This is a genomic window from Pseudomonas sp. AAC (genome assembly GCF_000725445.1).
GTDB classification, from domain to species: Bacteria; Pseudomonadota; Gammaproteobacteria; order Pseudomonadales; family Pseudomonadaceae; genus Pseudomonas; species Pseudomonas citronellolis.
Window position 1 is genome coordinate 317624 of the sequence record NZ_KL647100.1, and the last position, 19103, is coordinate 336726.

Genomic DNA, 19103 nt, shown 5'->3' on the forward strand with positions numbered 1-19103 from the left:
AAGCCAATGACCCAATCCAGAGCCAGCGAGCCCGCCCGGCGGATTCTGGCCCATGCCGGCCTGCGCACCAGTCTGCCGCGGCTGGTGGTGTTGAGCGCCTTCCACGAGCAGGACGCCTATACGGTGGAAGAGCTCTACCAGCGCCTGCGCGAGCCGACCAACTCCATCACCCAGGCCTGCGTGCAGAGCACCCTGCGCAGCCTGGGGCGCAGCGGCGTGCTGGTGCGCGATGCGCAGCGCCGCTACCGCCTGGCGCCCTCGTTCTCGATGGCGCTGGACGAAGAGGGCGAGCGTCGCCGCCTGCAGTGATGCGTCTGCGCCGCTGGAATTCCTACATAAAATGCCAATGAGACGCATTCTAAATTTCCGCAAAGCGGTCTCGTCTTTCTGAAACAAGGCGCCGATGCGGCGTCTCCATGGGCCGGCGAACCGCCGTCGCGCCTCCTGGCAAACGGGCTAAGGATATTGGCAGCATGAACCAGATGATCACCCCCACCTACGACGTTCTCGGCATCGGTTTCGGGCCTTCCAACCTGGCGCTGGCGATCGCGCTGCAGGAGCAGGCGCAACGCGAGGGCCTCGACTACCACGCGCTGTTCCTCGACAAGCAGGGCGACTACCGCTGGCACGGCAACACCCTGGTGGCGCAAAGCGAACTGCAGATCTCCTTCCTCAAGGACCTGGTGAGCCTGCGCAACCCCACCAGCCCCTACAGCTTCGTCAACTACTTGCACAGCCAGGGGCGCCTGGCGGACTTCATCAACCTCGGCACCTTCTACCCGTGCCGCATGGAGTTCAACGACTACCTGCGCTGGGTCGCCCGGCACTTCGCCGAGCAGGCCCGCTACGGCGAGGAGGTGCAGCGCGTGGAGCCGGTCGCCGGCGCCCACGGCATCGACCTGCTCAAGGTGGTCTCGCGTGATGCAGAAGGCCACGAGAACTTCCGCCTGGCGCGCTCCATCGTCCTTAGCACCGGCGGCACGCCGCGCATCCCGCAGGCCTTCGCCAGCCTGCGCGGCGATGCGCGGGTGTTCCACCATGCGCGCTACCTGGAGCGCATGGCCGAACAGCCCTGCGTGCGCCACGAGCCGATGCGCATCGCCGTGGTCGGCGGCGGGCAGAGCGCCGCCGAGGCCTTCATCGACCTCAACGACAGCTATCCCTCGGTGCAGGTCGACATGATCCTGCGCGCCGCCGTGCTCAAGCCGGCCGACGACAGCCCCTTCGTCAACGAAATCTTCGCGCCCAACTACACCGACCTGGTGTTCCAGGAGCCGGAAAGCGAGCGCGAGAAGCTGATCGCCGAGTACCACAACACCAACTATTCGGTGGTGGACCTCGACCTGATCGAGCGCATCTACGCCATCTTCTACCGCCAGAAGGTTTCCGGGCAGGCCCGCCACGGCTTCCTCTGCCGCCGCCACGTCGAAGGCGTGCGCGCCGACGCCGCCGGCGTGCACCTGAGCCTGCGCGACAGCGCCACCGGCGAGGTGGAACAGAAGCAGTACGACGCGGTGATCCTGGCCACCGGCTACGAGCGCAATTCGCACCGCGAACTGCTGGCGCCGCTGCAGGCGCACCTGGGCGACTTCCGCGTCGACCGCGACTACCGCCTGCAGACCGACGCGCAACTGCGCACGCCCATCTACCTGCAGGGCTTCAGCCAGGCCAGCCACGGCCTCAGCGACACCCTGCTGTCGGTCCTGCCGGCCCGTGCCGAGGAGATTTCCGCGTCGCTGTTCCGGCACCTGCAGGTGCAGCCGGCAGCTCGCACAGTCGCCGCCGAGACCGCCTGAGCCCATGGGCCCGTTGCCGCCCCCGTCGGGGCGGCGCCTGCAAGCGAGAGTATCCGCATGTCCAGTCCGCTTCCCGAATCCATCCTGCCACTGCCCGACGGCCGCCAATTGAGTGCCGAGACGCATGGGCGACGCCTGACGCTGTCCCTCGATGGCGCGGCGCTGCTCGCCCTGGAAAGCGATGGCCATACCTGGCAGCTGTTGTCCGAGGTGTCATCCTTCGCGCTCTGGGCCTTCGCCTACTGGTGCTTCGCCCATGACGAACAGCGCCAGGTAATCCTCCTGCAAGGCGCCGGCTGCCCGGCGCCGGCCTACGCCGAAGGGCTGCTCAGCCGCAATGGCGACGGCTTGGCGCAAGTGGAGCGCAGCGCCTTCTGGCAACTGCCGCAGCCTTGGCTGCGCCAGCCCCGCGAGGTGGCGTTCCCCCAGGTGTTCCGCATCGACGCCGGCAAGCGCCACCCGCTGCGCCCGCTCAAGCCCGAAGGCGAGGTCTACCGGCGCTTCGATGCCCGCCTGGGAAGCTGGATATCCTTGCGCACCCTGGATATCGACGCCGACCTGGACCGCTTCAACCGCTGGCAGAACCACCCGCGCGTGCTGGAATTCTGGCAGGAGGGCGGAAGCCCGGTGCAGCACCGGGCCTACCTGGAAAAGCTCGCGCTCGACCCTCACGCGCTGACGCTGATCGGCTGCTTCGACGACCAGCCCTTCGCCTATTTCGAAGCCTACTGGGCCAAGGAAGACCGCATCGCGCCGTTCTACGCAGCGGACGACTACGACCGCGGCATCCACATGCTGGTGGGCGAAGACAACCAGCGCGGCCCGCACAAGGTACAGAGCTGGCTGGATGCCCTGGTCCACTACCTGCTGCTGGACGAACCGCGCACCCAGCGCATCGTTGCCGAGCCCCGCGCGGACAACGCGCGCATGATCGGCCACATGCAGCGCCTGGGCTTCTGGCGGGAAAAGGAATTCGACTTCCCGCACAAGCGCGCGGCGCTGATGGTGCAGAGCCGGGAGAACTTCTTCGAGCGCTGCGCGCTGCGCTGACCGGCGCCGCCCAAGGGCGCTCCAGGCGGGGGCCTGCTTTTCTACGGGGCTACGGGTTTGCGACGGTGTTGAGGCAGAGGTTAAAGCGCACCCTCACCCCAGCCCTCTCCCGCAAGCGGGAGAGGGGACCATTCGTGCCACCGGGGTGTCCGGCGGGGGCGTTGAATCCAATCGCGGACAAAGTCCGCTCCTACGCCCTCCGGCAAACATCAGACCCGTAGGATGGCGTTGAGCGAAGCGATACCCATCACCACGACCGCATGGGTTTCGCCAAGGCTCAACCCATCCGTTGAGGCGCGCCTTGGCGCAGCCGGCAAGACAGTTGCTCCTACGCCCGTGCTTCCTGGAACCGTAGGAGCGGACTCTGTCCGCGATTCGGCGGATAACGCCGTAGGCGTTATGCGCCCTACGGATTTCCAGAGAAACATCCGAGCACTCGGAGCGGCGCGCTACACCAAGCCCCCAACCCCACCCCACATGAAAATGCCGTTCCCCTCATAAAGAGAAACGGCATTCTTCCTTGACTGAACAGCGCCCAGGGCTTTGTCGTTCGCCGCTCAGAACTTGTAGTTCAAGGTGGCCAGGACGTTGCGGGGGGTACCCCAGACGCCCTGGCCGTACCAGTTCACCGCGGTCTGATACTTCTCGTCGAACAGGTTGTTGACGTTCAGCTGCGCCGAGATCTGCGGGGTGATGTCGTAGCGGGCCATCAGGTTGGCGACCAGGTAGTCGGACTGTTCCTGGCGCTGGCCTTGGGGCCCTACGCCGTCGTAGTAGATGCGGCTCTGCCAGTTGGCGCCGCCGCCCACCGTCAGTTGCTTCCATTGCCCCGGCAGGCGGTAGGTGGTGAACAGGCGTGCCATGGTGCGCGGCAGCTGGGTGTTCACGTCGTTGTCGTCGGAGTCCTTGGCGCTGTAGTGGGTGGCGAAGAAGAAGGCGTTCCAGTTCTCGGTGAGCGCGCCGGACAGTTCGAACTCCACGCCCTTGGAGGTGGCGCCGTCGGTGGCGTAGTAGGCCGGGCTGTCGGGGTTGCCGGGCACGGAGTAGCCGACGTCCTGCTGGCCGAGGTTGTCCTGGACGATACGGAAGGCGGCCAGGGATGCGTTCAGCCTGCCGTCGAGGAACTCGCCCTTGATGCCGGCCTCGTAGGCGTCGCCGGTGACCGGGTCGAGCCAGGCGCCGTTGCGGTCGCGGTAGTCCTGGAAGTTGAAGATGCTGGTGTAGCTGGCGTACAGCGAGTAATTCTGGTTCAGGTCGTAGACCAGGCCGGCGTAGGGGATGAACTTGTGGTCGCTGTAGTCGTACTCGCCCGAGGAGGCCCAACCGGCGCCTTCGCGGTCGTACTGGGTGAAGCGGCCGCCGAGGATCAGCTTCAGCGGGTCGGCCAGGGACAGGCGCAGGGCGGCGTAGCCGGCCTTCTGCTTGGTGTGGTTGCGCTCGGAGAGTTCGCGGTTCTCGTAGTCCCACTCCGGTTCCGCCACGTGGCCGAAGTCGTACACGCTGACCGGGGATTGCCAGGGCGTCTTGTTGCCGATCCAGTCGAACGAGTACTTGTGGTCGAAGTAGGTGGCGCCGACCACGGCCTCGTGGGTGCGCCCGAACAGTTCGAACGGGCCGGACAGGCGCAGGTCGGTGCTCTGCTGCTTGCGCTCGCCGGGGAAGCGCGACTGCGAGGGTTCGGCGTCGATCAGGCCGGTCTCGGGGTCGGGAAAGCCCCAGTTGAAGATACGCGCGTTGTCCACTTCGTTGCGGTTGTGCATGACGCGGAACTGCGCCTGCCAGTCGTTATCGAAGCGGTGCTCGAGGTTGGCGAAGAAGTTCTTGACCTCGACTTCCTCGGTGTTCCACTTCGGCGCGATGCTGAACGAGCGGCTGTAGTGAGTCTTCGAGCCGTCGCTGTTCCACAGCGGCACGCCGCCGTAGGTCAGGCCGTCGGCGTCGGACTTCTGGTAGCTGGCGCCCAGGCTCAGGGTGGTGGCGTCGGTCAGGTCCACGTCGACCACGCCGTAGATCACGTGGCCCTCGCGGGAATAGCGGTCGAAGAAGTTCTTCTTGTCCTGGTAGGCGCCCACCAGGCGGCCGCGCACGTTGCCGGTGGGCGTCAGCGGGCCGGACAGGTCCAGGGTGCTGCGGTAGTTGTCCCAGGAGCCGGCGCTGACCTGCGCCTCGCCGCGGAACTCCTTGCTGTCGGCGCGCTTGCGCACCAGGTTGACCGAAGCCGAGGGCTCGCCGGCGCCGGTGAGCAGGCCGGTGGCGCCGCGGACGATCTCGATACGGTCGTAGATGATGGCGTCCAGCTCGGACTCGCCCGCGGCGTAGTTGCTCTTGTAGTAGCTGGAGATGCCGTCGTACTGCAGGTCGTTGATGAAGAAGCCGCGCGAGGCGAAGACGGTGCGCTCGCTATCCAGTTGCGGCGCGGAGATGCCCGGCGCGTTGGCCAGCACGTCGCCGAGGGTGGTCATGTTCTGGTCGTCCATCCGCTGGCGGGTGATGACGCTCACCGACTGCGGCGTCTCGCGCGTCGACAGCGGCAGCCCGGTGGCGGCGGCGGTGGCGCCGGTGGTGTAGGAGCCGGTGCCTTCGGTGGTGGTGCCCAGGGGGCTGGAGATGACCTGGGTAACGCCCAGGTTCACCGGCTCTTCCGAGACCGGCTTCATGGTGTAGCGGCCGTCGCTGTCCTGCACGGCCTGCAGGCCGGAGCCATCGAGGAGCCGTTGCAGGGCTTGCTGCACGTTGTAGCGGCCGTCCAGGCCGTGGCTCACGCGGCCGTCGGTCAGCGCCGGGTCGAAGGAGATCAGGACCTTGGCTTCGGTGGCGAAGCGCGTCAGCACTGCGCCCAGGTCGCCTTTGCCGATGTGGTATTCGCGCACGTCGGCGCCATCGGGCTCGGCCTGGGCGGGGACGCCCAGGCCCAGTACGGCGGAAAACAGCAGAGCCTGGGCCAGCGCCAGGGGGAGGGGACGTGGGGCGAAGGGTGCTCTCATGGTGGTATCGTGCTCTTCCAGGTTGGCAGTGGGGCGTTTGCCCTCTGCTTGATGAGTCGAAGGAGCACGGGGAAACCTATCAGCGGCCCGCAGAAATTTTCAGCGAGGCACGACCTTGACCCAATAGCGGGTGCGCTGGACGACCCGCACCGGCAGGCTGGAGGCCACCGCCCGCAGGGCCTTGTCGGTGTCGTCCAGGGAGAAGGTGCCGCTGATCCTGAGCCCCGCGATGGCGGGGTCGCAGTGCAGCCAGCCGCTGCGATAGCGAGCCAGCTCGGTCAGGAACTCATCCAGCCGCTGCCGGTTGGCGACCAGCAGCCCGCTGCTCCAGGCATCCTGGCCCGGAGAAACGGGGAAAGGCCTGCCGGCAGCATCGGCACTGAGCGAGCACTGCTGGCCGGCCTCGAGCAACAGCGGCTGGCCGTGGGCCGGCGTGAGGCGGACACGGTGCTCGAAGACCGCGACCTGGGCGCTGTCGTCCTGCAGGCGCACGGCGAAGCGGGTGCCCAGCGCCTGCACTGTTCCTTGCGGCACCTGGACCAGGAAGGGGCGGTTCAGGCTGTCGGGGGCCGTGGTCACCAGCAGCTCGCCGCGACGCAGGATCAACTGGCGCTGGTGGGCGTCATAGGCGACATCCACCGCGCTGTCGCTGTTGAGCTGCACGCGGGTGCCGTCCGGCAGGGTGGCGCTGAACCGTTCGCCCAGCGGGCTGCGCAGGTCCGCATCCCAGCCCGCCGTCCTGCTGTAGCGCAGGCCGCCATAGCCCAGCGCCGTGCCGCCCGCGACGAGCACGAAGCCCTTGAGCAGCGTGCGCCGGTTCAGGCGTCCGTTCCGCTCGGCCTGGAGCAGGGCCCGGGGCGCGAGCGAAGCGGGCAGGCGGCCGAACTGGCCGAGCGTCAGCTCCACCTGGCGCCAGGCCCAGGCGTTCTCGCCGCGCTCTTCCAGCCAGCGCTGCCAGGCGTTGCGGTCGTGCTCGGTGGCGCGTTCGCTCTGCAGCAGGCTGTGCCAGGTGGCGGCCTGCTCCAGTGCTTCGCGCTGCTGCCGGTCGAGGCGGTCCAGGAGGCTCAGGGCAGGGCTCCCAGGCGGAAGAGCATGCAGTGATGGGTGGCCTTGGCGATGTAGCGGGTGATGGTGACCTCGCTGAGGTCCTCGGCTTCGGCGATCTTCCGGTAGGTCATGCCCTCGAGTTGGGAGAGCAGGAAAGCGCGCCGCACTTTCGGGCCCAGCCCGGCCAGCATACGGTCCAGCTCGCAGAGCGTTTCGAGCAGGATGGCCCGGTCCTCTTCGCTGATTTCCAGCGCCTCGGGCTGGCCGGCCAGCTCCGCGAGCCAGGCGCGCTCCAGGCGGTCGCGCCGATAGTGGTCGATCATCAGCCTACGCGCGATGGTGGCCAGGTAGCCCCGGGGCTCGCGTACTGCCTGCAGGCGATCCGGGGCGTCCTGCGCGGTCAGGATGCGGATGAACACATCCTGCACCAAGTCCCGGGCAAGCTCGGTGCAGTTGACCCGCGGCCGCAACCAGCCGAGCAGCCAGCGGTGATTGTCTTGATAGAGGTGACTCACCAATTCCCTGGTACGCGATGCCGACATGGATAGCCCGGGTTGTGAAATTGAGACTTATTACCATCTTATGATTTTCGCCAGGCGTCCGGCAAGGCTGGCACGGAAGAGGGGATGCCTGCCTGGCAGGCTTGTTTTGCGGGCGTCAGCCAGGCTGTAAATGTGTTTTGCGCCTGCTGCTCAAGCCTGCCTCGCGCGGTCTCCAGCCCGGTGGATGCGCGTGCCTACCTGCGCACGATGGCCCGCGGGATGTGCATCGACCTGTGGCGCTGGCGTGAGGTGGAACAGGCCTGGCTGGACACGCTGGCGGCCTAGCCGGAGCCTTTCGAGCCGTCGCTTGAGTTCCGCAGAGATCGAGCTTCAGATTGGCGGACTGGGAATACGAAGTCGGTTCGTAACCGGGAGCGAGGCCAGGTGCGGACATGAATGCCGATCGAGCGGAGCTGCCAAGGCAGATCGACGGATCGACTCAGGAAAGATGCCGAGACGGGCAAGCGAGCGGTTTTCCCTGGTGAATTCTGCAGGGGCCATCTGCAGCTGCGCTTATCCATGACTTCGCATAATGTCGTGACGTTACGTTAAGTCGGCTCCGGACAATGCTGATAAGCTCCGGGGCCGATTTAGCGTAATGTCCATTATGCGATGCCCGTCCTAGACATCCCCGAATATCTGTTACGTGACGCAAAACTCTGGTTTCCCGGGCGCGATGCCCTGGACTCGGTTTGCTGCATGCTCGAGGATTACCCGCGCCTGGCGGGTGAGATTCGACAACTGAGGCGCCGGGTTGCCCAGTTGGATCGTGAAGGGGCTTTGCTGGATGACCGCTTGGCCGCCCTGCAGGCGGCCTGTCGTGCGATCTTGGACCTTTAGGGCTGCTTGCCCTTGGATTCGCGTTTCTTGCGCTCCTGAGTGGCTTCCCAGGTCTCGCCGGTGCGCAGCCAGTGGCGTATGAAGCCGTAGCCGACGATGGCCATGAATGAGCCGGCCAGGATGATGACGGCTAGGATGGTGGCGACTAGTCCTATCGTGATCTGAGTTTTCATGGCTTATTTCCCGTTACGTTGCGTTATTCTTCGACGATGCGGTATTGGCGGCCTTTCGTAGCGCCTAGGATCTTGTTGTCGATCACCCGGTCTAGTTGACGGCTAGCCTCTTCGCGGTCCATTCCGCATGCCAGGTTTGACCATTTTCCGGATCCGCTGCGGCCCTGCAGTGTCCAGGCCTTTCCTGGCTTTTCTGATTTTTCGTTACGTGACGTCATCTCGGATTTCAGCCTTTTGACTTCGCCTTCCAGGTGTTTGATTCTGTCGTTGGCTCGACCGAGTTTCGATGCTAGTTCGTCGCATCTGTTGAGTGCGCTGATCAGGGCAGCATCGTCTTTTTCGTTACGTTGCGCTTTTGCTCGTTCGCGGTAAGCGCGCTGCCGCTCGGCGTTGGTCATTGCCTTGCCGGTGCTCGGCCGGCCGCGACGGCGCCTGGCTTCGCCGAGGTCCAGTTCCAGGGTGTCGTTGTCGCCTGGCTGTTTCATGGTGCTGCGCTCCGTGCTGGTTGGCATGGAGTAATTATAGTTACGTAACGGTAATTAGGCTAGCGTAACGTAACGATAAATCGACCGTTCGTCGGTAATATTCGTTACGTAACGATAACTGAGTTCGCCTCGCTCGGCTGCTGGCTCGCGAGGCGCCGGGCTCGCCTCGGCACAAGCCCACCCCGCGCCATGATTACCCCTGCGGCGCGTATCGCGGCCCATCACAGAGCACGATGCTGACGCGCACCTGGTGCTCACAGATCTCCGCGGAATGTTCAGGCCCTCTTGCCCAGCGAGCAGCGCTGCCATGCGCCCTACGCGCGGGCTTTTCGGGCCCGCTTCGCAAAGAGCGTCGACAAGCGCAGCGCAGCCCGTAGGGTGACGGCTTCATCGTCATCCAGCTCCTTTGCGGAGCGAAGCGAAGCGGGCCCGCTTTTGGTCTCCGGCTGCGCTAGGCCGGGTGGGGGTGCTGTAACACCCCCAATTCACCCCGGACTTCCGGGGTGCTCTGTTACTTCACCAACCTTGCTTTGGGGTGGGTTACGGACTCTGGCGTTGGGGTTAGCACGTAGCACCCGGTCTCTATTTTCCGACCTAACCTGTTGTTTTCCAAGGTTATTGCTACCTGGGCGGTTCTGCAGCGTTCCTCGCTTTCGAACGGTACTACTACTGGTTCGTTGAAGCCCGCGATCATTGCGATCATGACCCATGCCTGCATCCTGCTCTCCTTAGGTCGAGCTGATGTTTCACTCTGACTGAATTACAAGCTTCCCGGAGGCACTTACCTCCAGGCTGCTGATTGCCTGTTCAAGGAATGAGTGGACGATTTCGGAGTCTTTCAGCGGCTGCAGTCCTCGCTTTACTAGCTCCTTGTTCACTTCAACGGCCTTTTTCCGCAAGGCCTCCTGCTCGGCTTGCGACAGTCGGATATTCGTCGGCATGTGGTCTCTCATCGGTTGACACCTCCACAGATATTCATGTGTGCACGTTATAAGTGTTGACGTGTGTGCATGTGCACGTCTACATTTCGCGCAAATGTAACGTGTGTGCATGCATCTCATGGACGCTTCGACCAATCAGCACTCTCGGATGTTCTACGACTACCTCTCGGTCGAGCAGGTCTTTCCGTTTGAACTGCCGCAGGTGTCGGACACCCGCATTTGTTACTACGACAAGCGCACCGGCGAGCGCCTGAAGGTCACTGAGCCTGGCTGGAAGCATGAGGGCAGCTACTCCACGTCGATCTCTATCCGTGCTGACGGCAACAAGCTGGTGGTGAAGGGCAACCCGAGTGCGGTCAACCGGCTGGATAACCTCGACGGGTTCCGCACCCTGGACGAGTGCATGGCGGTCTTCAACGAGATCGTCACGTCGTACACCGATGAGTATGGCTTCCGCCGGCTACCGCGCTTCACCAAGTGCACCGAGTGGGGCCTGCGCCAGGGCGAGGACGGTACGAAGTCCAGCATGGTCGGCAATGGCGCCCGCATCCGCCGTATCGATCTGACCACGAATCGGACAGTAGGTAAGGGCAACGACCTGGCCTATATCCGGGCGCTTTCAACCCAGTTGTGGAAGCGCAAGGTGGGGCACCTCTATGAGGACGGGCGAACCGTCGACTGGAAGGCTCGCGACCACTACGAGAAGGCGTACCAGAAGGCGTACGCCATTCGTAAGTTCTTGTTCCCAAAGTGCAAACGGAATTTCGGCGAGGACTCACCCGAATTTCGCTACCTGCAGTCGCTGGCCAATTACTGCGATGAGCATGGCGTGGTGCGGATGGAGCAGGAACTGAAAGCGGAATACCTGCAACGGGAGCGCCTGGAGTGGTGGGGGCTCTTCGATGAGTCCCGTTTCCGCGACATCCACGCGGAATTTTTGGCGATAGATCAGAAGCTTGAGGTGATGGGTATGGACTACAGCACGATTGCGCAGACGCTGAAAGAGAAGGGCATTGTTGCCTCCACCCAGGCCGCCAACGCGACCGCCAACATCGCCATGCAGTGGATGCACTGCCCGGGTATCCAGTTCGATTTCAAGAAGACTCAGATGGAAGTCTATGCGGCGCGCCTAAACAAGATTGGCATCAACATCCGCATGCCCTACGACGTCACTCGGCATACCGCTGTGCTGGTCCGTCGTGCGACCGAAATCGTCACCAACGACAACCTGGTGCTGCCGGCCTTCTACCGGCATGCCCAGGCACCGCGCACCCAGTTGCGCCTGGTGGCTTGATATGGGCCCGTCTCGTCGCCTGGCCTTCGTCGCCTGGAAAGCTCGCTGCCGGCCGTTGCTGCTCAAGGCTTTCTTCGTCCGCTTCCCTGGTCGTCGTGATCCTGCGGACTGGTTCGATTTCTGCGAGGCCGAGTATCGCCGCTACCTGTCTGGCGAGATTTCTGCGCGCAAGTATCGGGGTGTTTCCTGATGCGCCTTCGCCCGCGTTACTTCTTCGTCTTGCTATGGCACTGGTCGCTCCCCTTCGTCCTGGGCTCGATGTTCGGTCTCTCGGTCTGCGCCTGGCAGCTTCGCCAGATGGGGCCGCAGATTGAGGCCTCTTTCCGCGCCACTGCTGAGCAGGTGTGCCATGCGGACCGTTAGCTTCCAGGGCACTCAGCTGTCGCCGTCTGAGCGTGCCCGCGCGGCCCTGCAGGCTTCGTTGCGCAGCTCCATCGTGGCCAACCCTGCCTTGCTCGATATGCCCGTTCTGCAGCCTGCGCCGTATGAGTCTCGCGAGGATCGAGAACGCCGGCGTTACTGGGAAATCGTGGCCGAGTTCAAGCGCTATGCCCGTATCGAAATTTGGTCTGACGGCACGCCCTGGGTGGGTGATGCCTTCGGCTTCTAACGCCCATCCGGGCACACGTTGAGAGAGGAAAGACGATGGATATTCAGGTTGAGATTGAGAGCGCCGAGGTGGTGGTCAAGTCGGGCAATTCGGCCAAGACCGGCAAGCCCTACCAGATCCGCGAGCAGAAGGCCTACGTCACCCTGCCGGGGCAGAAGTACCCGCAGCACATCAAGGTCACCCTGGACGACAACGCGGCTCCGTACGCGCCTGGTCTCTACACCGTCGGCCCGGACAGCTTCTACGTGGGGCGCTTCGAGGACCTGCAGATGCGCCTGCGCCTGGTGCCGCTGCAGAAAGCGCCTGTGCGCGCCGCCAGCTGATCGGGGAGGGCGCCTGGATGCTGATTGCTGAGCTTCTCGCCTGGTACGTCGCTGCCGGTGTCGTTGTTCACGGCCTTGGCCGCTGGGTTCGCTCGTGACTACGTACACGGTCGCCTGCGATGGCGAGATTCAGGTGCTCAGTACCGGCGCGCCCAGCTGCTCCACCCCCTGGGTGCTTGTTGAGTCGCACCAAGATTTCGACCCCTCCACGCTCGACCCTGTGGCACTCGCCCAGGCGTTCGGGGTCGGCTTCGTCTTCGTCGGCGTACCGCTAGCCGTCGTGTTCGGAGCCCGAGCAATCCTCAAGATGATTCGGAGTTAAGTCTATGAAACTGAACAAAAATGGTGTCGTCGCCCTGGGTTCGCTCATGGCTGCTGCTGGTTCCGGCCTGGCTGCTGCTGCCGGCCCGGATTTCTCGGCCATCACGTCCGGCGTGGACTGGTCCACTGTCGTGACCGGCATCCTGGCTGTGGCTGCCCTGGCTGCTGCGGTCTACGTCGCTGTCCGTGGCGCCAAGATGCTGCTCGGCATGATCAAAAGCGCCTGACCGGGCCGCGTGTACAAGGGGGCGGCTTCGGCCGCCCTTTTCTTTGGGGAGGGCGAAAGCATGGCTGATCTTTATTACTTCGTATCGTTCTTTTTCGGCGGCATGTCGGCCCTATGTTTCTTCTGGAGTCTTTGATATGCGCCGGATAATTCCTCTTCTGTTTCTTTTGTTTTGCGGTGGTGCTTTTGCGCAAGACTATTACTGGTACTGGGGGACCTCCAGTATTACCACGTATAAGACACCGCTTGCTGCTTGCCAGGGATATTATGCAGGCAAAGGGTATTCTCAATTTCGCGTTACGGCTGTCAATGCATCTAAATTTAAATGCGAAGGGCTTTATCAGGGTACTTGGTATTTTGATGCGTACATGACTCGTTACGGCGGTTCTTGTCCCTCGGGAACTAATTACGATGCCACCGACGGCTCTTGCAAGGCCCCCGTCGGCGAGGATGCAGCCCTTTGTGGTGGTACCACTTGGCAGTCTGCTGAACCTTTTGTTTGGTCTTCTGGTGAGTGTATTAGTGTTTACAGGACTCCGCCTGTCGTTATGTGTAAGGCGTTTTCTTCACGCGATGGCGGTTCTGTCTCAAAGCTTTCTATCCATCTTGATACGGCTGAGAAGGGGCCTATTAATGGGCAGACTGTTGCATATCCGAATATCGGATGTTCAATTAATGTCAAGTCGTCACAATGCACGGTTAATGCTGATGGCAATGGTTCGGAGTGCATCGTTGATGGTGTTTACACTGGCGGCGTTGGTGGCGGCACTGATAACCCTAAGGATCAGGACTGTCATGCACTTGGCGGTTGTGAGGCGCCCGATTTAACGCCAAAGACTGATACCAATAATCAGCCGTGCAACTATTCGGCCGGCTCTGATGGCTCTCAGTCCTGCACGTCGAAGCAAGAGACTAAAACATCCGGCTCGCAGAACTGCGGTACAGCCAATGGTGTGTTTAGTTGCGATTGGAAATCGCCTACCTCTAAGGGTATTGATATTGCAACGAACATCAGCACGACGACGAATGCCGATGGCTCTACCACGTCTGTGAAGACGGATGTTTCGACTAAGACTGTGTGCACCGATATGAACGTGTGCACCAGCTCCACGACGACCACCAAGACCACGACGACGAAGGATGGCACGGGCGTGGTGACCTCTACGCAATCGACCTGCAGCGGCGCCGCCTGTGGTACTGGCTCGGCCTCCAACGGTTCCGGGACGGGCTCTGGCGGTACAGGGGAGGGCGAGGGCGGCGGTGACTGCGTAACGGCCGAGGAATGTAGCGACGGCTCCAGTCCGGATACTCCGAAGCTCGATGACGTGGATGATTACCAGACCACGACTCAGAAGTTCTATGACACGGTTAAGTCAAGTCCGATTGCAACGGCGGTCGGCAATATATCGGCGCCTGATACTGGAACGGCACCGTCATTAACTACGCCCGCACTGCAGGCTCTGGGCGGGGCTTCATTGGACTACGGAATTATTCGCGACCTGAAGTCCACGATTGACGATGTTCTGCAGCCGACTATGAGAGCCTTCTGGTGTTTCGTGGCGGTCATGATTTTTCTCATGGCGTGAGGTGATTGATATGTTGGATTGGCTGAAAAGTTGGCTTAACGACATTCTGAAGTGGTTTGTTGATTGGGCGGAGTGGATACCGAAAAAGATTTACTCGGTCGCCATGGAAGGTATCGGCAAGTTCCTGAGTGCGATTCCGGTGCCTGACTTTATGTCGCAAGCTGGTAGCGCGTTTGCGGGTATTCCTTCGTCGGTAATATGGTTCGCTTCGACGTTTGAATTGAGTTTCGGCATCAAGGTGTGTCTGGCTGCATTACTGGCTCGGTTTATCCTGCGCCGCATTCCGTTCATAGGGTGACGCCATGCCTATTGATGCGTATGTTGGCAAGCCTGGCCACGGTAAAAGTTATGGTGTTGTCCAGCATGTGATTATTCCGTCGCTCAAACAGGGGCGGCATGTGGTTACGAATATCCCGCTGCAGGTGGATATGCTGCTGGAAGACTTCCCGCAGGGCTCTATTGATCAATTGCCGGCTGACTGGGACAAGCGTGACGACCTGGCGGACCTGGCGCCGCCGGGTTCTGTTCTGGTGCTCGATGAGCTTTGGCGGCGCTGGCCGTCCGGGTTAAAGGCAACTGCTGTGCGCGAGCAAGATAAGGCGCTGCTGGCTGAGCACCGGCATCGTGTCGATAAGAATAATAAGTCGATGCGTATTGTGTTGGTCACTCAGGACCTGAGTCAGATTGCATCTTTTGCCAGAGCACTGATTGAGCAGACTTACCGTGTGGTAAAGAAGACTAAGAAGGCGTACCGCGTTGATATCTACAGCGGTGCGGCGACGGGTGATCGTCCGCCTAAGAGTCAGATGCAGCGGCAGTCGTTCGGCACGTATAAGCCCGAGGTTTACCGTTACTACAAGTCCGCCACGCAAAGCGAAACGGGCGACGTGGGCGATGAATCGAAGGCCGACAACCGCGGCAACATCTGGCGTTCGCCGGCCCTGTGGGGCCTGGTGGTAGCCATTCCGGTGTTGGTTCTGCCTGGCGTCTGGGGCGTGCATCGGTTCTTCGATCCGGAGGCGCGTGGCCTACACGCGCAGAGCGAGCTGGTAAACCCGCCGCCGGCTTCTGCAGCGCCGGTACAGCAGGCGAGGGCGTCTGCCGATCGCGTCGTTCAGGCGGTGACCGGTGTTTCGGTCAGTGGCGCGGCGCCTATGAGCGCGACCTGGCGCGTCGCCGGCTGGCTTGGTTGTTCGGTGCCGGTCGAGGGCGATCCGTCCAGGGTGAAGCCCTGCGGGGCTTCTGTGACCGGTGCCGGCTCGGTCAGCCGCACGTCCAGCGTTGTGCTGACTGATGGCTCGTCCAGGCGCATCGTCCGCATGGATCAGTGCCAGTGGATCGAACGCGATCTGTACGTGCTGTGCGATGTGGACGGCGAACGAGTGACGCCCTGGACCGGTCGCGGCGCGGTGACGAAGGTCGTGGATCCGGAGGCCTCTGTGCAGGCCCGGCAATCGGCTGTGAGCAGCGAGCGGAGCGACCTGCGATCAGCCGATGCCAGGCCGGTTTCTGCATCCGTTCAGCAGGCCTCGACGCCGCACGCTACAGCGACAGTCGTAACCGTCGTTCCGGACACTGAATATGCCTCGCGGCCCTGGAGGAATCAGGAATGATGGATCGTGCGGATGTTCAGTTGGTCGCGCCTGATGGTGTGGTGATCGAGGCTCCAGCTGATGGCTGGTATGTCTGCGAGTGTGATCCTCGGTCCGATGGCTCGGACTGGTGCGATGACTGCAGGGCGCGTTTTGAGCAGTCCTGGGGCGAGAGCTTCGATTCCTTGGGGCGGCCCCTTCGGGATGAACCCTAGGCTTCGCATAATGTATATTATGTTAAATTAAATATCTGTTCATGGAGTCCTGAGCCAATCCTGGCAAGGTCTCCTCCTCGCAAGCTCTTTCGCTTCTTCTTGCCACAAAGGCAATGCCTGACTATCGACTTCTACCAGCAACAACCATTCCGGGCTGAATGGTCGTTGAGCCGCTCTTGCGTCTTTCATGCCGCTCTCGTCGGCGTCCAAGCGTTCCACGACGAATTTAATAAAGCGCCCTTCGTCCTCGATTTCCCGCAGCCGTGGAACTAGCCGGGCGCCAGGAGCAATTCCAGTTGCTGCAGGTCGCTGCGGGAAAATTCCAGCAGCTCGTCGATCATCGATCAGTCGCTCCTTCAACGGAATCCACTGCGGGACATAGAACAGGTAGCCGTTGACCACGCAGCACACCAGGCCGCAGGCCATGATCGCCAGGGCGTTCATGATCAGCAGTTACGAGCGGCGGTGCATGGTAGTTCTCCCCATTCTGGCTACTCTGGCCTATTCATGGGAGCGCCTAATCCAGCCGTATCTCCGAGGAGCCCCCCGGCAAATGATCAGCCGGCAAGCCCCCTCACCCAGCGCCGATAGCGCCAGGTGCAAACCTGCGTATCCAGCTGCTGCTCCAGCAGCGCCAGCGCCGGCGCGACATTCGGGTTGGCCAGCTTGCCGAGGCTCAGGCGGCGCAGCTGGTGCTTCACCATCGCCATGTAGCCGATCGACGCCAGCACCTTGTTCTTCCAGGTGATGGGCCTGAGCATGGGCGCGCTTGCCTGCCCCGCCCGCCAGTCCCTGGGCAGGTTGGGGTCGATGGCCAGCGCGGTGCCCATGCCGACCATGTCGATGCCGCTGTCCAGGACCTGCTCGGCCACCGGCAGCCGGCGCACGCCGCCGGTGACCATGACCGGCATCTTTGCAACGGACGAGATGTCCTTGGCGAACTCCAGGAAGTAGGCCTCCCGGGCCAGGGTGCGGCCGTCGCGGGCCTGGCCGTGCATCGCCGGCGCTTCGTAGCTGCCGCCGGACAGCTCGATCAGGTCCACGCCCAGCGGGTTGAGCAGCGCGACCACCTGCTTCGCATCGTCCGTGCTGAACCCGCCGCGCTGGAAATCGGCCGAGTTGAGCTTCACCGACACGGCGAACCCGGGGCCCACGGCTGAGCGGACTTCCCTGACCACCTCGAGCAGCAGCCGGGCGCGGTTCTCCAGCGCCCCGCCCCACTGGTCCGTGCGCTTGTTGGTGATCGGCGAGAGGAACTGGCTGATCAGGTAGCCGTGTGCGGCATGGATCTGCACGCCGGTGAAGCCGAAGCGTTCGGCGAGCACGGCCGTCCTGACGAAGCGCGCCTTGACGTCAGCGATGTCCGCCTCGGTCATCGCCCGCGGCGGTATGAACTGTTTGGAGAAGTTGCCCAGGTCCATGGGGACTTCCGAGGGCGCGATGGTGTCCTGCTTCAGGGCCGCGGGCATCTGCCGGCCCGGATGGTTGATCTGCATCCACACCTGCCCGCCATGGGAGCGGGCGGCTTGCGCCCAGGCCCGGAAGCGCTCGCCGAAGCGCTCGGACTCCAGCACCACCCCGCCCGGTCCGGTCATGGCGCGGCGGTCGATCATGACGTTGCCGGTGATCATCAGCCCGACCTCCCCTTCGGCCCAGGTGCGGTAGAGGCGGATCAGGGCGTCCGAGGGCGCATGGTCCTTGTCCGCCATGTTTTCTTCCATGGCGGCTTTGGCGAGACGGTTGGAAATGACGGCCCCATTGGGCAGGGTCAACGCAGTGAACACTGTCATCACAGGCTCCAGGATTGGCGACTGCCGCACCGTAACCTTTAAGTCAACTTTAATGTCAAGGGTGTTTTCGCGTGTCGCGCCAACCACTCGGAATCCGGGATTTCAGGGGCTTGACCTTAAAGTTCAGTTAAAGGTTAGGGTTCGCCGGCAAGCTGCTGGCCAGCGTGCCGCAAGCCCCACGCCTAACCCTGGAGAGAGTGAACAGTGAAACTCGGAAGTGTTGCCGCGATAGCCGGACTTTTCGTCAATGCCCTTGCAGCCTCCGCATGGGCCGAGGTTCCAGCGACCGAAAGCACGATGATCGACATCGCCGGCCATGAAGTGCCTGTGGTGAAAGGCGGGTTGTACGACCGCTACCGTTCGAACCCGCCCCTCTCGGTGATCGCCGCCGAGGCGCCGGACGTCGACCTGAGCTGGTTCAAGGGGCTCGCCAAGACGAAGGTGGACATAGGCTTCGAATCCTACTCGCCGAACTTCTACTACAAGAACAGCCGGGTCACCGCCGTCTACACGGCGGACATCGACAAACTGAGGGAGCTGATACCCGCCAAGGTCCTGGAAAAGGTGCAGCCCCTGCAGGTCTGGCCGGGGCGCGGCCTGGTGGCATTCACCGCCTACTCCTACCACTACTGCGACAACGACAGCTACAACGAAGTCGCCCTCTCCATCATCACCAACAAGCCTGGTCGCTCGAACCTCGGCCCCCTCACGCTGGTTGGCCAGTCGCTGTCCAAGGATTATTGGGGGTACGTGCTCAAGCTCCCGGTGAACACCGAACTCGCAAGGGTTCGTGGCGTGGTTGGCTACAACCTGCCGAAGTGGCTGACCGGCATCGACGTCACGGAGGATGCGCACAAGGTGACCTACGACATCGTCGATAGCCGGACAGGCAAGGTGGATGTGGTGTTCCAGGCGGCCAAGCTTGCCGAGCTTTCGCAGAAGGACGAGTTGGTGACCAACAGCTTCACCAATACCGACCGGAACGGCGAGCTGACCTATGGCTACGCGGTGTCGCGCCAGCTCAGCCATGCCTCCAGCCGCGACGGGGATTCGGCGCGGCTGATCCTCGGCGACGGCGAGCTTTCCAGCTACATCAAGTCGCTGAAGCTCGGAAAGATGCTGAAGTACGAGTACGTCCCGCAGTTCCAGAGCGCGCTCTATGCGCCCAAGCCGCTGGGCGCGCTTGTCGGCAAGGACTGACCAGGCGTAGGGCGGATAACCGTTCGCGGTTATCCGCCGTTTGACCTTGCCCCCCGGCGCGCCGCGGATTCCATCCGCGATCGCGGAC

At 62.7% G+C, this 19103-nt stretch carries 21 protein-coding genes; 13 read left to right on the top strand and 8 right to left on the bottom strand.

Annotated features, from left to right (window positions below; translation table 11 throughout):
* Nucleotides 1-6: 6 nt before the first annotated feature.
* From FG99_RS24790 to FG99_RS24800, 3 genes are all read left to right on the top strand, one after another.
* Nucleotides 7-309, top strand: a complete 303-nt coding sequence (locus FG99_RS24790; protein WP_051879225.1) for a transcriptional repressor — start codon at nt 7-9, stop codon at nt 307-309.
* 164 nt (nt 310-473) lie between these two features.
* The gene (locus tag FG99_RS24795; RefSeq protein ID WP_043272787.1) at nt 474-1796 is read left to right on the top strand and encodes a lysine N(6)-hydroxylase/L-ornithine N(5)-oxygenase family protein; all 1323 of its coding nucleotides are present in this window, start codon (nt 474-476) and stop codon (nt 1794-1796) included.
* A 57-nt stretch (nt 1797-1853) separates the two neighbouring features.
* The gene (locus tag FG99_RS24800; protein ID WP_043272788.1) at nt 1854-2846 is read left to right on the top strand and encodes a GNAT family N-acetyltransferase; all 993 of its coding nucleotides are present in this window, start codon (nt 1854-1856) and stop codon (nt 2844-2846) included.
* A 557-nt stretch (nt 2847-3403) separates the two neighbouring features.
* On the opposite strand, the gene fhuE is transcribed toward FG99_RS24800, so the two are convergent.
* From fhuE to FG99_RS24815, 3 genes are all read right to left on the bottom strand, one after another.
* Nucleotides 3404-5830 carry a ferric-rhodotorulic acid/ferric-coprogen receptor FhuE gene (fhuE, locus tag FG99_RS24805; RefSeq protein WP_043272790.1) on the bottom strand — a complete coding sequence of 809 codons (2427 nt, stop codon included), beginning with the start codon at nt 5828-5830 and terminating at the stop codon, nt 3404-3406.
* Nucleotides 5831-5929: 99 nt separating this feature from the next.
* Nucleotides 5930-6928: a FecR domain-containing protein gene (locus FG99_RS24810; protein WP_306153370.1), complete on the bottom strand. Its 999-nt coding sequence runs from the start codon at nt 6926-6928 to the stop codon at nt 5930-5932.
* Nucleotides 6895-7419 (bottom strand): sigma-70 family RNA polymerase sigma factor, encoded by a 525-nt coding sequence (locus FG99_RS24815; protein ID WP_009622003.1) that lies wholly within the window; start codon nt 7417-7419, stop codon nt 6895-6897. The genes FG99_RS24810 and FG99_RS24815 overlap by 34 nt, the downstream gene beginning before the upstream one ends.
* Nucleotides 7420-7503: 84 nt before the next feature.
* Here FG99_RS24815 and FG99_RS32655 point away from each other — a divergent pair, with 84 nt between their 5' ends.
* Nucleotides 7504-7704 (top strand): hypothetical protein, encoded by a 201-nt coding sequence (locus tag FG99_RS32655; protein WP_197887798.1) that lies wholly within the window; start codon nt 7504-7506, stop codon nt 7702-7704.
* Nucleotides 7705-8255: 551 nt separating this feature from the next.
* Here FG99_RS32655 and FG99_RS32225 read toward each other — a convergent pair.
* From FG99_RS32225 to FG99_RS24830, 3 genes are all read right to left on the bottom strand, one after another.
* A complete protein-coding gene (locus FG99_RS32225; RefSeq protein WP_156060095.1) occupies nt 8256-8432 on the bottom strand; it encodes a hypothetical protein in 177 nt (58 codons plus the stop codon).
* A gap of 23 nt (nt 8433-8455) precedes the next feature.
* Nucleotides 8456-8917 carry a hypothetical protein gene (locus FG99_RS32230; RefSeq protein ID WP_156060096.1) on the bottom strand — a complete coding sequence of 154 codons (462 nt, stop codon included), beginning with the start codon at nt 8915-8917 and terminating at the stop codon, nt 8456-8458.
* Nucleotides 8918-9663: 746 nt separating this feature from the next.
* Complete coding sequence (locus FG99_RS24830; RefSeq protein ID WP_043272975.1) at nt 9664-9858, bottom strand: hypothetical protein; 195 nt, start codon at nt 9856-9858, stop codon at nt 9664-9666.
* A gap of 148 nt (nt 9859-10006) precedes the next feature.
* Between FG99_RS24830 and FG99_RS24835 the strand changes: the two genes are divergently transcribed.
* From FG99_RS24835 to FG99_RS24875, 8 genes are all read left to right on the top strand, one after another.
* The gene (locus FG99_RS24835) at nt 10007-11152 is read left to right on the top strand and encodes a phage/plasmid replication domain-containing protein (RefSeq protein WP_043272977.1); all 1146 of its coding nucleotides are present in this window, start codon (nt 10007-10009) and stop codon (nt 11150-11152) included.
* A gap of 1 nt (nt 11153) precedes the next feature.
* Entirely contained in the window at nt 11154-11342 is a 189-nt protein-coding gene (locus tag FG99_RS32235; RefSeq protein ID WP_156060097.1) for a hypothetical protein, read from the top strand.
* A gap of 159 nt (nt 11343-11501) precedes the next feature.
* On the top strand, nt 11502-11762 hold the full coding sequence (locus FG99_RS24840) for a hypothetical protein (protein WP_043272794.1): 261 nt from the start codon (nt 11502-11504) through the stop codon (nt 11760-11762).
* 35 nt (nt 11763-11797) lie between these two features.
* Nucleotides 11798-12085, top strand: coding sequence for a single-stranded DNA-binding protein (locus tag FG99_RS24845; RefSeq protein ID WP_043272796.1), 288 nt, complete (start codon nt 11798-11800; stop codon nt 12083-12085).
* Between the two features lie 326 nt (nt 12086-12411).
* Nucleotides 12412-12633 (top strand): hypothetical protein, encoded by a 222-nt coding sequence (locus FG99_RS24855; RefSeq protein ID WP_051879229.1) that lies wholly within the window; start codon nt 12412-12414, stop codon nt 12631-12633.
* 136 nt (nt 12634-12769) lie between these two features.
* Complete coding sequence (locus tag FG99_RS32240) at nt 12770-14218, top strand: hypothetical protein (protein WP_156060098.1); 1449 nt, start codon at nt 12770-12772, stop codon at nt 14216-14218.
* A 10-nt stretch (nt 14219-14228) separates the two neighbouring features.
* Entirely contained in the window at nt 14229-14516 is a 288-nt protein-coding gene (locus tag FG99_RS24870; RefSeq protein WP_051879232.1) for a hypothetical protein, read from the top strand.
* A 4-nt stretch (nt 14517-14520) separates the two neighbouring features.
* A complete protein-coding gene (locus tag FG99_RS24875) occupies nt 14521-15831 on the top strand; it encodes a zonular occludens toxin domain-containing protein (RefSeq protein WP_081884725.1) in 1311 nt (436 codons plus the stop codon).
* A 233-nt stretch (nt 15832-16064) separates the two neighbouring features.
* Here FG99_RS24875 and FG99_RS32245 read toward each other — a convergent pair whose 3' ends face one another.
* Nucleotides 16065-16469, bottom strand: coding sequence for a hypothetical protein (locus FG99_RS32245; protein WP_141766297.1), 405 nt, complete (start codon nt 16467-16469; stop codon nt 16065-16067).
* A 113-nt stretch (nt 16470-16582) separates the two neighbouring features.
* The gene (locus FG99_RS24885; RefSeq protein ID WP_043272803.1) at nt 16583-17815 is read right to left on the bottom strand and encodes an NADH:flavin oxidoreductase/NADH oxidase family protein; all 1233 of its coding nucleotides are present in this window, start codon (nt 17813-17815) and stop codon (nt 16583-16585) included.
* A 204-nt stretch (nt 17816-18019) separates the two neighbouring features.
* Between FG99_RS24885 and FG99_RS24890 the strand changes: the two genes are divergently transcribed.
* Nucleotides 18020-19015: an acetoacetate decarboxylase family protein gene (locus tag FG99_RS24890; RefSeq protein ID WP_043272805.1), complete on the top strand. Its 996-nt coding sequence runs from the start codon at nt 18020-18022 to the stop codon at nt 19013-19015.
* Nucleotides 19016-19103 lie beyond the last annotated feature (88 nt).